Source organism: Heliomarina baculiformis, from assembly GCF_019966545.1.
Taxonomy (GTDB): Bacteria; Pseudomonadota; Alphaproteobacteria; order Rhodobacterales; family Rhodobacteraceae; genus Heliomarina; species Heliomarina baculiformis.
In genome coordinates this window covers 135,845-150,556 of the sequence record NZ_JAIMIC010000004.1, presented here as the reverse complement: position 1 = coordinate 150,556, position 14,712 = coordinate 135,845, and the positions used below count along the sequence as shown (strand labels likewise).

Annotated in this window: 15 protein-coding genes and 1 tRNA gene; 7 read left to right on the top strand and 9 right to left on the bottom strand. The window is 58.8% G+C overall.

What is annotated here, in order from left to right; all coding sequences use genetic code 11:
- The first annotated feature begins 83 nt into the window (after positions 1-83).
- Both MF268_RS10590 and MF268_RS10585 read left to right on the top strand, forming a co-directional pair.
- Positions 84-485 (top strand): DUF4864 domain-containing protein, encoded by a 402-nt coding sequence (locus MF268_RS10590; protein ID WP_238370838.1) that lies wholly within the window; start codon positions 84-86, stop codon positions 483-485.
- A gap of 138 nt (positions 486-623) precedes the next feature.
- Entirely contained in the window at positions 624-2,909 is a 2,286-nt protein-coding gene (locus MF268_RS10585; protein ID WP_238370837.1) for a glycosyl hydrolase family 28-related protein, read from the top strand.
- 46 nt (positions 2,910-2,955) lie between these two features.
- Here MF268_RS10585 and MF268_RS10580 read toward each other — a convergent pair whose 3' ends face one another.
- A complete protein-coding gene (locus MF268_RS10580) occupies positions 2,956-3,633 on the bottom strand; it encodes a hypothetical protein (protein ID WP_238370836.1) in 678 nt (225 codons plus the stop codon).
- Between the two features lie 139 nt (positions 3,634-3,772).
- Between MF268_RS10580 and parA the strand changes: the two genes are divergently transcribed.
- Positions 3,773-4,405: a ParA family partition ATPase gene (parA, locus tag MF268_RS10575; RefSeq protein ID WP_238370835.1), complete on the top strand. Its 633-nt coding sequence runs from the start codon at positions 3,773-3,775 to the stop codon at positions 4,403-4,405.
- A gap of 135 nt (positions 4,406-4,540) precedes the next feature.
- Positions 4,541-4,948, top strand: coding sequence for a universal stress protein (locus MF268_RS10570; protein ID WP_238370834.1), 408 nt, complete (start codon positions 4,541-4,543; stop codon positions 4,946-4,948).
- On the opposite strand, the gene gltX is transcribed toward MF268_RS10570, so the two are convergent.
- From gltX to MF268_RS10550, 4 genes are all read right to left on the bottom strand, one after another.
- Positions 4,945-6,267, bottom strand: coding sequence for a glutamate--tRNA ligase (gene gltX, locus MF268_RS10565; RefSeq protein WP_238370833.1), 1,323 nt, complete (start codon positions 6,265-6,267; stop codon positions 4,945-4,947). The two genes, MF268_RS10570 and gltX, sit on opposite strands and share 4 nt — an antisense overlap.
- A gap of 74 nt (positions 6,268-6,341) precedes the next feature.
- Positions 6,342-7,670, bottom strand: a complete 1,329-nt coding sequence (locus MF268_RS10560) for an NAD(P)/FAD-dependent oxidoreductase (protein ID WP_238370832.1) — start codon at positions 7,668-7,670, stop codon at positions 6,342-6,344.
- A 98-nt stretch (positions 7,671-7,768) separates the two neighbouring features.
- Positions 7,769-8,359, bottom strand: coding sequence for a flavodoxin family protein (locus tag MF268_RS10555; protein WP_238370831.1), 591 nt, complete (start codon positions 8,357-8,359; stop codon positions 7,769-7,771).
- Between the two features lie 188 nt (positions 8,360-8,547).
- Positions 8,548-8,621, bottom strand: a tRNA-Gly gene (locus MF268_RS10550).
- A 431-nt stretch (positions 8,622-9,052) separates the two neighbouring features.
- Between MF268_RS10550 and MF268_RS10545 the strand changes: the two genes are divergently transcribed.
- From MF268_RS10545 to MF268_RS10535, 3 genes are all read left to right on the top strand, one after another.
- Entirely contained in the window at positions 9,053-9,433 is a 381-nt protein-coding gene (locus tag MF268_RS10545; protein WP_238370830.1) for a hypothetical protein, read from the top strand.
- A gap of 71 nt (positions 9,434-9,504) precedes the next feature.
- Positions 9,505-9,732 (top strand): hypothetical protein, encoded by a 228-nt coding sequence (locus MF268_RS10540; protein WP_238370829.1) that lies wholly within the window; start codon positions 9,505-9,507, stop codon positions 9,730-9,732.
- Positions 9,701-10,618, top strand: coding sequence for an aminotransferase class IV (locus tag MF268_RS10535; protein ID WP_238370828.1), 918 nt, complete (start codon positions 9,701-9,703; stop codon positions 10,616-10,618). Before MF268_RS10540 ends, MF268_RS10535 begins: the two co-directional genes overlap by 32 nt.
- A 106-nt stretch (positions 10,619-10,724) precedes the next feature.
- On the opposite strand, the gene MF268_RS10530 is transcribed toward MF268_RS10535, so the two are convergent.
- Genes MF268_RS10530 through MF268_RS10515 form a run of 4 tightly spaced genes read right to left on the bottom strand, consistent with a single transcriptional unit; the run spans position 10,725 to position 14,708 of the window.
- Positions 10,725-11,072, bottom strand: a complete 348-nt coding sequence (locus tag MF268_RS10530) for a cupin domain-containing protein (RefSeq protein ID WP_238370827.1) — start codon at positions 11,070-11,072, stop codon at positions 10,725-10,727.
- A gap of 15 nt (positions 11,073-11,087) precedes the next feature.
- A complete protein-coding gene (locus MF268_RS10525; RefSeq protein ID WP_238370826.1) occupies positions 11,088-12,476 on the bottom strand; it encodes an NAD(P)/FAD-dependent oxidoreductase in 1,389 nt (462 codons plus the stop codon).
- Between the two features lie 7 nt (positions 12,477-12,483).
- On the bottom strand, positions 12,484-13,218 hold the full coding sequence (locus MF268_RS10520) for an NTP transferase domain-containing protein (RefSeq protein ID WP_238370825.1): 735 nt from the start codon (positions 13,216-13,218) through the stop codon (positions 12,484-12,486).
- The gene (locus MF268_RS10515; RefSeq protein WP_238370824.1) at positions 13,215-14,708 is read right to left on the bottom strand and encodes an aldehyde dehydrogenase family protein; all 1,494 of its coding nucleotides are present in this window, start codon (positions 14,706-14,708) and stop codon (positions 13,215-13,217) included. The genes MF268_RS10520 and MF268_RS10515 overlap by 4 nt, the downstream gene beginning before the upstream one ends.
- Positions 14,709-14,712 lie beyond the last annotated feature (4 nt).

Genomic DNA, 14,712 nt, shown 5'->3' with positions numbered 1-14,712 from the left:
AAAGGTACCGGCGGCATCGCGCATCGGATTCTGATCCATGTTCTGCCGCCGGACGTACCCTCCTTACCGACAAGGAGGACAATATGCGCTATTTCCTGATACTGATAGGGTTTGTCATCGGGCTTGCCAGCCCCCTGGCCGCCCAGAGCAAGGACATCGAGGCCACCATCGGTGCCCAGCTCGATGCCTTCAAGGCCGATGATTTCAACAGGGCTTTTTCCTATGCCAGCCCCGGCATCCAAGACATCTTTCGCACGCCCGAGAATTTTGGCCGCATGGTCACCAACGGTTATCCGATGGTGCATCGACCGGCCGATATCCGCTTCCTTGATCTGCACGAAGAAAACGGTGCGCTTTGGCAGAGGGTTCAGGTGAGAGATGGTGAAGGCCGCCTGCATATGCTGGACTACCAGATGATCCAGCAGGAAAACGGCTGGAAGATCAACGCGGTAGAACTTGTGAAACTGCCCCAAGCCAGTGCCTGAGACTGCGGTACCGTAACGGTGCTGTGAACCGCCTTTAATTCTTTTTCCCTAGGTCCGGTCCCGCAATCGGAACCGGCCTGCATGCCACATGGCAATGACCATGATCCCGGGGCCGACTCTTTCGGGAAAGGGAACTCGATGAACAAGGCGATTACCGACGGCGTTCTGCTCACGCCGCCAGCTTTCGAGAGCGGGCTGGATGTCTGGTCCAGCGGCAACGGCACACCAAGTTCGGACACCTATGACAACGATGCAAACGCGGCATTTGTCCCGTCGGATCCGGATTTCGCCGGTTGTCTTGAATTGGTCAAAACCAATGCGACGCAAAAGCTGCGCTATATGGGGGAAACCCCGCTGTTGCCAGGCTGCTATCTGGAAATCCGGGCGCGGGTAAAAGCGATCAGCGGGAACCTTCCCAACGTGCGGATCGCCGCCTGGGCAGGTGGTGCGGGCGGCAATCACGTCAACGGCCTGACCGAAACAGGAAATTCGGCAAACCTGACCACCTACGGGAGCGTGGTCGAAGTCCGCGCCATCGTCGGTGCCGGGGAACGGGGCGGTGTCGATATGCCATGGGGAACCGAGGCGCTCTACGGTCACTTCGGTATCGATCTGACCGGCCCGAATGGCGGCGTCGTGCGGATCGATGACATCCAGATCGAGGATGTGACGTCATATTTCATTCGCGACATGCTGAGCCTTGTGGATGTGCGCGACTTCGGTGCGGTGGGTGACGGGATCACCGACGATTCGCCTGCCTTCGCCGCTGCGAACGACGCCGCTGCCGGGCGCAGGGTGCTGGTGCCATCCGGTACTTACCGACTTGAGGACGACGTGACTTTTGACGTGCCTGTGCATTTCGAAGGCACTGTGACCATGCCGAACGGTCGACAGCTACTGCTGACAAAGAACTACGATCTGCCAAGCTATATCGCGGCCTTCGGCGACGAGGACCTGGCTTTTCGCAAAGCGTTTCAGGCGCTGCTGAACAATGCAGACCATGACTCGCTCGACCTTGGCGGGCGAAAGGTTAACATCGATGGCCCGATCGACATGCAGGGCGCTGTCCCGAACAAGTCGAGCTATGCCACCCGCCGCGTCATTCGAAATGGTCAGCTCAACGCCCATGGGTCTTCGGCATGGGATACTGACACGGTGACATCGCAGGCCCATTACGATTCGAACAACCCGACGAAACTGACCAATGTCACCAATATCGCCAATATTCCGGTGGGCGCGCTGGTCGAGGGCAACGGGGTCGGGCGCGAAATCTATGTCAAGGACAAGAACATCGGCGCCGAAGAGGTTACCTTAAGCGCGCAACTCTATGCGGCCGAAGGAACTCAAACATATAGTTTTCATGATTTCAAATACATACTCGATTTTTCCCGGTTCGAGAAACTGAGCAAGTTCGAGCTTTCGGAACTCGAACTTCAATGTAACGGGCTTGCCAGCGGTATCCGGCTTGCGCCCAGCGGTACTGCTTTCTTGATCCATAACAGCTTTGTCACCCGTCCCAAGGATCGGGGGATCACATCAATTGGCGACGGGTGTCAGGGAATGCTGATCGACAATTGCCAATTCCTGTCGGATGAGGATTCCAAGGATGTCGAAGATCGGGTTTCCATCGCACTTAACGGCAATTCCAACGATATCAAGCTGCGGAACAACAGGGCCACGCGTTTCCGCCATTTCGCCGTATTCGGCGGTTCGAACCATATCATCTCGGGCAATCACTTCTTTCAGGGTGACACCGTGGCGAACGGCGTCCGCAGCGCCGGAATCGTGCTTACCAGCGGCTACAACAGCAGCACGATCACCGCGAATTACATCGATAACTGTTCGATAGAATGGACCAACGAGCATGATGCCAAGCCGAATTTCGTCAGCGGCTTTTCCTTCAGCGCGCTGAGCATCACGGACAATATCTGCCTTTGCAGCGATACAGCGAGCTGGTTCAGCTATATTGTCGTGAAACCCTGCGGCAGCGGGCATTTCCTGAACGGCGTGACGATAACCGGCAACAAGTTCCGTTCGATCAACGGCACGATAGAGCGGGCCGAACGGGTCGATGACAGCTTTGCGCCGCTCGACCTCAGCCGGAACAAGAACGTCACATTCACCGGTAATACCTATCATCAAGTCTCGAAACAGGTATCCAACCCGATGCCGATACTGCACAGCGAGAATTCCACCAGTCAAAGCTGGCGAGTCGATCTGGGTGGAGAACTGGTGTTTTCTGGCGAGGCGCGACAGGTCGATTCCATCGTCGCGGTCGGACCGATCAAGAACGGCAGCAATCAGACCGTTTATGGCATGCCTTATGTGAAAACCCGGCAGGGTGGCAACAATGACCGGATCGACCTGTTCTGGGCAGAAGACGTGAAGGGCGACGTGCTTTTGTCTGTGCGCATCGACGAGTGATCTTGCAGGTCGCGGGGATCGTTTATTGGCGTCTGTGACCTGACTGTCAGAACCTGCGCCATAAGCCCACGGTCAACGCGTAACTCGGCTCGCGCAGTTGTTTGCGCTCCACCCCCACGAGCCATGTCGTGCCGTTCTTGCTGTCGATCAGCATGTTTGCCGATACCGACCAGATCAGCGGCTGGCCAGTGATTTTCGTCGTGTTCAGTTTCACCATGGGCCTGATGACTGGAGCGTGCCCTCCTCTGCCTGTCGATTGCCCGACCGTTGCATCCAGTTTCCAGACCATGGACGAAATCCCCAGCCGCTTTTCGACAGTGTTTTCAACGCTGAGCCATCCATTTGCCTCGCCCCAGGCAAGGTTGCGCCCATAGGACACGGTCAGCTTAACCAAGCCGTTAACCATATCTGGCGCCCACCATGCGCCGATGCCAGTTTCCACCGACCACTTGTTTTCGGCCCCCTGATCGCCCAGCGGAAAGCGCAAGAATACAGTCGCGTTGCCAGCCTGCCGCCCCGATGAAAAGATACTGAAGCCAAGGGAAAGGTTCGGGGTCAGCCCGTAGTCACCGTAGCTGTCGGTCTCAAGCGCGGTGCCAAGCGCGTCACGTCGCAGATTGGTCTGCACAGACACGAATCCGGTCCCCTTCTCTCTTAGCCACGCGCCAGCACTCGCCGGGGTCGGCGCAAGCATGATGCCAATCAAGACCAGTTCGACACGCACATTGGCACTCCTTTTGCGCCACCCAAACTGGTTAATCATGGTTAAGGCGACGTTACCGCCGCTCTGCTCCGTTCTTAATTCTCCGTTGTAATGGGATACGCGCCTGCTATGCTGCATTGCAGCGAGGCAGGGGACCTGAATGGGACACGTCATCAGCATAGCGCAGCAAAAGGGTGGCGCCGGTAAAACGACGTTGGCCGTCAACCTGGCAATCGGTTTTGCAAAAGCGGGGAAATCAGTTGCCCTTATGGACACCGATCCGCAGGGCAGCGCGGGTCGATGGTTCATGACCAGAGTCGAGGCGCTGGAAGACCCGGGCATCGATTTTTCAACCGCTTCGGCTTGGGGTGTTCCCTATGAATGCCGCAAGCTGTCAGACAACCACGACATCGTCATCATCGACACGCCGCCCAAAGCCGACAGCGATCTGCGTCCGGCCTTGCGCGCGGCGGATCTCGTCCTCATTCCCGTGGCGACCTCTCATCTCGACTTGTGGGCGGTCGAGGTCGTGCTCTACCTTGCAGACCGGGAAAGCAAACCGACGATGATGGTGATGACCCGTGCCCGCGCCGGAACGCGGTTGGCGCAGGATGTGGCCGAAAAAGTCGCTGAAATGGACGCGGCCGTTGCCAAGACCACGATGGCCAACCGGATCGTCTATGCGGAAACGCTTGGTCAGGGCAAAGCCGCAATCGAGGCGCGGAAGGGCCCCGCGCATAAGGAAGTTGCCGACCTCGTTGAAGAAATCCAGGCGGCGCTTGACGCGCTATAGCGTTAAACCTCTTGCCGAGCCGGTAATTTGCGTCATTTAATCGGATGGCGTCAGGGAACGGCGTGATCTGAATCAAGGCGGGCCTGATGCACCCACGGCAAGATCGCCGTGAAGATCAGGAAAGGTAGGTCGCCCATGTATCACAATATTCTTGTTCCGATCGCTTTCGACACCGACCATGACACGACCGCGCCATTGAAACTGGCCCGGATGCTTGCGACACCCGACGCTCGGATAACGCTGTTGCATGTGATCGAACATGTCCCAGCCTATGCGATTTCCTATATGCCCCCCGATTACGCCAACGAAACGCGCAGGGCGATCGAGGCGCAATTGAACGAGATGGCCGCCGCCTTGCCAAACGCGGTTGGCGAAGTGATCGAGGGTCACTCGGGGCGCAGCATTCTTGACTGGACCAGCGAGCACAACCCTGATCTGATCATCATCGCATCGCACCGTCCCGGTATGCAGGAAGTCATCATGGGATCGACGGCTACGCAGGTCGTGCGCCACGCCTCCTGCGCGGTGCACGTCGTTCGTTAGCGGCCCCGAACCACCTGCAAAAGCGGCATGAGCGCTGCCATTTCAGGCCCGCGTTCCTGCCCTGTCAGCGCCTTGCGCAGCGGCATGAACAGCCCCTTGCCCTTGCGCCCGGTGGCATCCTTGACCGTCCCGGTCCAAGTGCTCCAGCTGGATTCATCGAATGGCATTGCGGGCAGCATCGACATGGCCTGCGCCACGAATTCCTCGTCCTCCGGCGCGATTAGCGGTTCCGCCCCGTCTTGGCACAGCGCCCACCAACCGCCGAGGTCTTCCAGCGTGGTGATATTGTCCCGCGCCATCAGCCAGAAGGGCTCGGCCAGTTCTGCGGGTACGCCGAGCGCATCGACGCGATCACGCACCGACTCGAGCGGCAGCGACTGCAGGTAATGTGCCGTCAGCGGATAGAGATCCGCCTCGTCGAACTTGGTTGGTGCCGCGCCAAAGCGCGAGATGTCGAAACCATCGATCAACTGCGCCATCTGGGTCTGCAATTCGACCGGATCGGCAGAGCCGAGACGCGCCATCAGGCTTAGCAGTGCCATCGGCTCGACGCCCTTGGCCCGGAGATCACGAAGCGACAAGGTTCCGAGCCGCTTGGACAGGGATTCCCCCTGCGGCCCGGTCAGCAGTGAGTGATGCGCAAATTCGGGGACGTTGCCGTCCAGCGCATTGATGATCTGGATCTGCGTGGCGGTGTTGGTTACGTGGTCCGAGCCGCGCACCACATTGGTCACACCCATCTCCGTGTCATCGACAACGGACGCAAGCGTGTAAAGCACCTGACCGTCACCCCGGATCAGCACCGGGTCGGACACGCTTGCAGCATCGATGGAAATATCGCCTAGGATGCCGTCTTTCCACTCGATCCGTTCCTGATCGAGTTTGAAACGCCAGACCCCGTCGCCCCGTTCGGCACGCAGGGCATCCCTTTCTGCATCGCTCAGGCTCAGCGCGGCACGGTCGTAGACCGGCGGCTTGCCCATGTTCAGCTGCTTCTTGCGCTTCAGGTCCAGTTCGGTCGGCGTCTCGAACGCCTCGTAGAACCGTCCCATATCGCGCAACTTGTCGGCAGCCTCGGCATAGCGGTCAAGCCGCAGCGACTGACGCTCGATCCGGTCCCAGCGCAGGCCCAGCCATGTCAGGTCTTCCTTGATCGCCTCGACATATTCCTCCTTGGAGCGCACCGGGTCGGTGTCGTCGATCCGCAGGATGAATTCTCCACCCGACTGTCGCGCGATGAGAAAGTTCATCAGCGCCGTGCGCAGGTTGCCAATATGGATATAGCCCGTGGGCGACGGTGCAAAACGGGTGGTGGTCATAAGCGTCTCCAGTCAGGGCGCTGACTTGTCACACAAGATACGCTTTGTCCAGTTGGAGAAGCCCCGAGACGGGCTCAATAACCGCTGTCGAGGGTGATTTTGCTGCCATCGCTGAACCGGCTCAGGCGGAAGTCGCTTGGATCGACAACCGGTGTCCGACCGGTGACCAGATCGGCCATCAACCGCCCTGCCCCCGGACCGATACCAAAGCCATGACCGGAAAAGCCGGTCGCGATGTGAAAACCCGGGATGGCGTCCACTGGCGAAATCACCGGAACGGCATCTGGCGTCACGTCGATCATACCTGCCCAGCTTTGCACGATATCGGCCTTTTCGAATACCGGGAAAAGACGCTGCGCATCGGCCCATGCCTTGCGTAAAAGGCGCTGGGACGGGGCCGGATCAAGCACGCGACATTCTTCGAAAGCGGTCTGCTGATCCGGCCGCCAACGCCGCAACTGCGCCGACTCTGTCCGCCAGCGATCTGACAGGCGAAAGCGCAGAGACCGCCATTCGGCGCGGAAGGCGGGCAGGAACGCCCAGGCCAGCCGAAAACTGTCTGGCACAAGATCGACAACGTTCTGCGTGCCGGTGGCAATCGTATACCCGCCGTCAACCCGTTTGCGCATCGACACGCTGTCTGTCCAGAGCGATGTCGTCGGCCCGTCCACCACCGTCGTACGAAGCACGGTGTTCAGAACCTTGAGCTGCGGCAGACCGACCCCGGCATTGCCAGCAAAGAGCCGCGACCAGGCGCCCCCGGCCAGCACCACGGCACCGCATTTGACTCGGCCCTTTTCGGTAATCACACCGGCGACTTTTCCGGCTTCGAGATCGAGGCTGCGCACCACGCAGCTCGTTATGACAGTCGCGCCCGCTGCACGCGCCCCTTCGGCGATCGCAGGAGCCGCCCATTGCGGCTCGGCCCGCCCGTCCGTCGGCGTGTACAGCGCGCCTTTCAGCTTCATGCGATGGCCGGGCAGCATGTCATCCAGCTCCCGACCGGATACCAACCGGTGCTCGAAGTCGTAACTGTCGAGATGCTTGGCCCAGTTTTCGTTTGCCGCCATGCTTTTGGCCGAAGACGAAGTGAACAAGATACCGGATTTTGTATAGCCGGTCTTGTCCTTCAGCCGGGTCTCGAAGCTCTCCCACTGGCGAATCGCCTCGAGCATGAGTGGAATTTCGCGCCGGTCACGCTGGGCCATGCGCACCCAGCCCCAGTTGCGGCTGGATTGTTCTCCGCCGATCTGACCCTTTTCGCACAAGAGAACGGAGACCCCGCTCTCGGCAAGTTCAAGGGCAGTCGACGCGCCAACTATGCCGCCGCCAATAACGACGACATCAACCCTTTCGGGCAGGCGATGATCACTTTCAAACGGGGGCAGCGTAGGACCGGGCATGCGCGTATCTAGACAACGCATTCATACCCGGTCCAGTGAGGAAAGCCCTTAAATGAAACGTCGCGGGAAACCACGACATTTCGCACACACTTGACCGATCAGGCGGCCAGTTTGGCGGCCATCTCCACAAGGCGCTTGGCTTGGTGCTGAATGGCTTTTTCCTCGGCATCTTTGATGTCGCCACCGGTCGGCGCAATGCCGTAGGGCATACCGGTTTCGAACATGATCTCACCAGTGTAACCCGGCGCAACAAGAACCGAACCCCAGTGCATCGCCATAACGTACATCGCCTGCAACGTGGTCTCACGCCCGCCGTGCATCGTGCTGGTCGAGGTCATCGCGCTGAAAGCTTTGTTTGCGAGATCACCGTTTTGCCAAAGCGGCCCAAGGGTGTCGATAAACGCCGCCGCCTGGCTTGGCATATTGCCATAACGCGTGGGCACGGAGATCAGATAGGCGTTCGCCCATTTCATGTCGTCATGAGACACTTCGGGAATGCCCTGCATCTTTTCAAGCTGCTCTTTCCACGCATCCTGACCGTTAACCACCTCGTCAGGCGCGGTTTCAGCGAAGCGACGCAGCCGGGTTTCGGCGCCAGCTTCTTTTGCGGCTTCCTCTGCGATCTGCGCCATCTGATGGTTAGTGCCGTAGGTCGTATAGAACGGGATGACAAGTTTCACGGTGCTCATAGGATGCTCCTTTTCAAAGACACTCAACCCATGATGTGGGGCATAGGTTTCATCCCGCCATGCCGAGGAAAGCACATGAATCCTGCGCCGATGCACAGACAAATGATTTGCCGTCAACGAGTCGTCGGCACAGCAAGGCACCAATCGCAGCGCATAACGGCAGAACAACAGTTTTATAAGAGATTTTCTGGAGCGGGCGGCGGGAATCGAACCCGCGTCATTAGCTTGGAAGGCTAAGGTCTTACCACTACACAACGCCCGCTCTGCGCTGCCCGAGATATTCCAATGAGGTTTGGGGGTCAAGCTCGAAGTCAAATTCACCGGGCAAGCGCGCCTTGGCTATTTGCGAGTGTCTACGATGTAGGCTCGCCTTTACCGCCAATCTCCCAAGCACGAAGTATGCCATTTTTCGTTCGTTTGCGCTTTGGATTTACGCTGCCATGGAACACAGAGTTTGCCGTTTGATGCCTACCAATGTCATCGGCTGCAAGAAGGTGTTGCCAGCGATATTGCTATGACAATTGCGGACCGAGCGGCGCTTGCGATTCCAACGGGCTGCAAACGCGGCCAATAGCGCCAGCCGTGCAACGCGGATCCGTAATCATCTCTGGGCGTCCGCCCTCGTCAGGCTGTGCATGAACCGGTTCTTGCCGTTCTGAATATTATCCCGAAGAGTATATCAGGCGTCGTCTAGTGATCTTGCGCAATCATCTCGATGATCTGCTGGTGCCCGTGACACGAGCGTTCCAGAACCTGTTCGCCTTGAGCAAATCGCGCAACGCCGCGAAGCGACGTCGAGCAAACGATCGTTGCAATAGATATGCGCACCTTATCGCGACCAGCATGGCCGCCGAAAAGGGGACTTGGCCGCCTGCTTCACTGGCGGGCAGTGCTCGAATTCATGTTCGGGCGTGGCTGCCGCTGCCCTTATTGTCCGAAGGTCTTTCTTTTAGCCATCTCGCTCTTGGCAATCGCCACCTACCAGCCGGGAATCCTGACAAATTCAAGCTCTTACTCCGAAAGATGATTTCGCATCATATCGACGAAGCTTTACACCTAGCTGATGGTAATTAACCTGCTATCAGTCAGTTGGACCGCTGGAAGCAAGTCGGAAAACTCTTGCAGCCGATCAATGAGAGTGCACCATGTTTCTCGTGACTCCTGAATTCGGCTTTACTCACCGCTTTGCCCCCTATGTCATCTGTCTCTATGACGGCTACGCACTTGCGACCGGCGTTGCCGAGCAGATATTCCGCGATCCGCAAAAAAGAGAAAACTTGCGCCTTTATAGCGCGTTTCTCCGAATTCTCTTTTTTAAATACCTCTTAGAAAGGGACAATAATGACTTCCGCTTCCAGCGCACAGGCCTATGACGGCGATCCCCGCAATGACGATGTGCTTGTCTATGTGAACGGCGATTTCGTGCACCGTGACAAGGCCAGCGTCTCCGTCTTCGATGCCGGCTTTGTGCTTGGTGACGGCATCTGGGAAGGTGTCCGGCTGGTCAACGGCAAGCTGCTGTCCATCGACCTGCATATGGACCGGCTCTTCGAAGGCGCCAAGGCAATATCTATGGAAATCGGCATGACCCGCGAAGAGGTCATACAGGCAATTATGGATACCTGCGCCAAGAACGGGTTCACCGACAACACACATATCCGCCTGATGATCACGCGCGGCCGCAAGACCACGCCCAATCAGGACCCGCGTTTCATGGCCTCATCCGCAACGGTGGTGATCGTGGCCGAGCTCAAGAAGCCACGCGCAAGCTTTGCAGAAACCGGGTTGTCGCTGTTCACCTCGACCTATCGGTGCTCGACACCCGACGTGTTCGATCTGCGTCTTAACTCGCACAGCCGTCTGAACCTAATTCAGGCGCTGATACAGGCCATTGCTGCGGGCGCGGACGAAGCACTGATGCTCGACCAACGCGGCATGGTGGCAAGCTGCAACTCCACCAACTTCTTCATCATCCGCAAGGGCGAACTCTGGACCTCGCCGGGACTCTATTCCTTCAACGGTATCACGCGTCAGCATGTTTTCGACCTCTGGGGCGAAAAGATCGGGGCGGCCCATATGAAGGATTTTCCGCTGGCGCAAACCTATTCCGCAGATGAGGCTTTTGTGACCGGCACGCTTGGCGGGATTACCCCTGTGACCAAAATCGACGGGCATGTGATCGGGGATGGTAAACCCGGCCCGCTGACGAAACGCGCCGCGCAAACTTATTGGGACTGGGTCCGTGACAGTTGCGCTTAGGATACCGGCTAGGGGCCTTTGCACTTGGCAGAGGATGGGCGGAGTACGTACTGTTTGCCCCGAAAAGACGCGTTCTCGCATGGTAAAGACAGAACTGGTGGTCCCGTCAGCTCAGGATGAAGAACACCTTGCGGACATGGGTCAGGTTTTCCCATGTCCCCGAGAACCCGGCAGCCACGACAAAGCTGTCTCCCGGTCCGAATTCCTCAGATTGACCGTCGGCATCCGTCAGACGAACCTTCCCTTCGAGGATGTGACACATCTCGTCATAGTCGCAGGTGCAGCGTTCCAGATGTGGGCCGGCCTGCCAGATGCCGCTGATCGCTCCCTTTTCCGTCGCCTCGAAACAGCGCCAGCTCTTGCTGGTATAGGGTGTATCGACGGCTGCCGGGTCGTCGGTAACGGTTTCGCGCGGGTCGGTGGTCGTGTCAAATGCGATTACGTGGGCGGGCATGGTGTTGAGGTTTCCTTATGAATCAAAGCCGATGCCAAAGGCATCAAATCCGCGCAGCAGTAGGGCGCGCTTGCCGGTCGCGTCTTCCTTGGCCAGCCGCTTTTGCATCATGCTGACCGCAAGACTACGGAACGGCTCGGGCGGGAAAGGTACGGGCATCCGGCGATGCAACGAGAGGCTGGTACGTTCGGTTTCCTGACCGTCGAGCATATCCAGCATGGTCAGACCTGCGAAACGGCTCGCGGATACGCCCTGCCCGGTGAAGCCAAGCGCATAGGCCACGCGACCGCTACAGGCCGTACCGGTGAAAAAGGTCGACCGGGCCGAAGTGTCGATGATGCCGCCCCATGCATAGTCGAATTTCACGTCAGACAGGGAGGGGAAAGCCTCGGCAAACTGATGCGCCAAAAGGTCAAACGTCTTTTCCCGGTTCAACAGGTTTCTTTCACGGCTGCTGCCATAGTGATAAATGGCATCGAACCCTGCCCAGAGCATCCGGTTATCCGCCGTCTTGCGCAGGTAGTGAAATTGGTTGCCGCTGTCGGCAACGCCATAGCGGCCGGTCCAGCCGATCCCAGCCAGCTGAGCGTTGCTCAGCGGTTCGGTCACCAGCGAGTAATCAAAAATCGGGATGATCGTCGGTCGCAGACGCCGGATAAGCGGCACGGCTGCGTTCGTGGCGAGAATGACCTTCGAGGCACGGATCTGCCCACCTGCGGTTTGCAGGCTGATCCCGCCGCTCTCCTGTTTCAGGGCTGTCACCGGCGTATCTTCGTGAAGCATTACGCCCCGGTTGATACAGCAATCGCGCAGCCCCGCGACCAACCTGGCCGGGTTCACCAGCGCGTAGTTCGGCTCGAAAAGGCCCGTGCTATAGACAGGGCTGTCAAATTTCTCACGCAGGGCGTCGCCTTCGAGCAGACTGCACTCAATCCCGAACCGGTCATAGTTCCGGGCCACGGATTTCAGCCCGTCCGCCTGCCAGGGCGTAGCCGCGATGTTCAGCTTACCGCTGCGTTCGAACCCGCCATCGATGTGATAGTCATCCAGATCACGGGCCAGTTCGTCGAGATTTTCCTGTCCGAGCCGGATCAGCCGGTCGGCTTCGTCGGGCCAGCGATTGAGCGCGTTGGACACACCATGCGATATTGACGGAGCGCAAAAGCCACCGTTGCGTCCCGACGCCTCACCACCGCAGCGCGCGGCTTCAACAAGGACTATACGCGCACCCGGATCGCGTTCCCGGGCCTTGAGCGCGCTCCACAACCCGGTAAAGCCGCCGCCGATGACGGCCAGATCGCAGTCAACGCTGCCGGTCAGCGCCGGGCAGGCCGGGCCTTGCTCGACCGTGGACAGCCAGAAGGGTGTCGTGGCCGCTCCTGCAAGTTTCTCTTTTACTTCCATGACGTTGTCACCGGGCGGCCTCAAAACGATTTTCAAGCTCGGCCAGTTCTTCGGGCGAGTTCACGCCCGCGACCTCGTCGGGCTGAGTTTCAACGACGGCGATGCCGTGCGATGCCGCTCGCGCCAGGGCAACGATGTCGGTGAGGTAATATTCGCCTTTGGCATTGTCGTTACCAACTTGCGTCAGCAAGGGAAACAACAACTCCGCCCGTGCGGCCAAGATGCCGGAATTGCAAAGATCGATGGCCTTCTCTTCGGGGCTTGCGTCCGCGTGTTCAACGATCCGCTCAAGCCGTCCGTTCGCATCTGTGACCAAGCGACCGTAACTGCGAGTATCTTCCGGTCGGAAACCAAGCACGGCAAGCGCGTCGCTGCCTTGGACGCCCTCGGCCAGCCGACGCATTGTTGTCGCGCTGACCAGCGGGACGTCACCGTACAGGACAAGAACGACACCAGCGAAGCCATCAAGTGCCGGTTCAGACATGCGCACTGCGTGCCCGGTTCCCAGTTGCGGCTCCTGCACCACGGTTTCGAGATCGGGAAAGGCGGCGCGGATCTGTTCGCGCCCAGCCCCGACGACCAGAACTGATCGTGTAGCGCCCAGCGCGTCGAGGCTTTCAAGCAGATGTGCCAGCATAGGGCGCCCGGCCAGCGGATGCAGAACCTTGTGAAGATCGGATTTCATCCGCGTGCCCTTGCCCGCCGCCAGAACGACGGCGGCAATCGGTTGTTCCTGCGTCATTCGGCAGATTCCGGCTCTATGTACCAGCCCCAGCTTTCGGTATGGTCAAAGCGGGTAATCTGTTTGGTTTCGCGGAAGGCAGCGAAACCGGCTGTGCCCAATTCGCGCCCGATGCCAGAGGATTTGTACCCGCCCCATGGCACCTGCGTGAACGTCGGCTGTGAGCAGTTGATCCAGATGATCCCCGCCCGCAGCTTGGCCGCGACGCGTTCGCAGCGATCGAGATCATCCGACATCACAGCTCCGGCAAGGCCATAGGCACTTTCATTGGCTAGTTTCAGCGCTTCGTCTTCGGTATCAAAGGCGTTGATGCAGACAACCGGGCCAAAGATTTCTTCGCGCCAGATCTCAGCATCGGTCGGCACATCGGCAAAGATCGTTGGCGCGATAAAGTAGCCCGTGTTCATCCCTTCGGGACGACCGCCTCCGGTTACCAGCTTTGCACCGCTGGACTTGCCGGACTCGATTGCTGCCATGACCTTGTCGTATTGCAGCTTGTTCACGATCGGTCCCAGCTTGACGCCCTCCTCGTCGCCTGCGCCGATCTTGATTGCTTCCGTGACTTCGGTCAGGCGCGTTAACAACTGCGGGTAGAGATTCTTTTGGACGAGAATGCGGGACGTGGCCGAGCAGACCTCGCCCTTGTTCCAGAATATCCCGAAAACGATCCATTCGACCGCCTTGTCGATGTCACAGTCGTCAAAAACGATAAAGGGCGATTTACCGCCAAGTTCCAGCGATACGGTACGGATGCCCTCTGCCGCTGCTGTCATCACCTTGCGACCGGTGGCAACCGAACCAGTAAAGGCCAGCTTGTCCACAAGTGGATGATCCGTCAACGCCTGTCCGGCTTCTGGGCCCGTCCCTGTGATCAGGTTGAAAACACCTGCCGGAAGTTCTGCGGCATCGATAATTTCTGCAAGGATCGCGCAGGTCACGGAGCAATGTTCGGACGGTTTCAGAACAATGCAGCAGCCCGCCGCGAGCGCGGGCGCGACTTTCCAGACCGCCATAAGCAGCGGGAAATTCCACGGAGTGATTGCGCCCACGACCCCGAGCGGTTCGGTGCTGACGGTGCTTTTGAACCGCGCATCGCCTACGTCGACTAGAGTCGGGCCGTTGGCCGCGTCGGTCTCAGCGAGATCGGCGTAATATTCGAATACGAAAGCCGCATCGCCGATGTCCCATTCCGCCTCGGGGAGCGGCTTGCCGTTGTCGGCTGTCTCCAAAGCGGAAATCTCGGCAAGGCGATCCGATATGCCCTTCGAGATCCGCCGCAGCGCCGAGGCACGCTCGGCTGCAGACATACGCGGCCATGGTCCTTCGTCGAAAGCGCGCCGCGCGGCACGCACGGCCTTGTCGACGTCCTCCGCCTGCCCTGACGCGATATGCGCAAAGACCTTTTCGGTTGCGGGGTTCACGGCCTCAAAACTGCCGCCGGCGACAGGCGCGGCAAAGGAACCGTCGATATAAAGCTCTGTGATCTTCATGGTC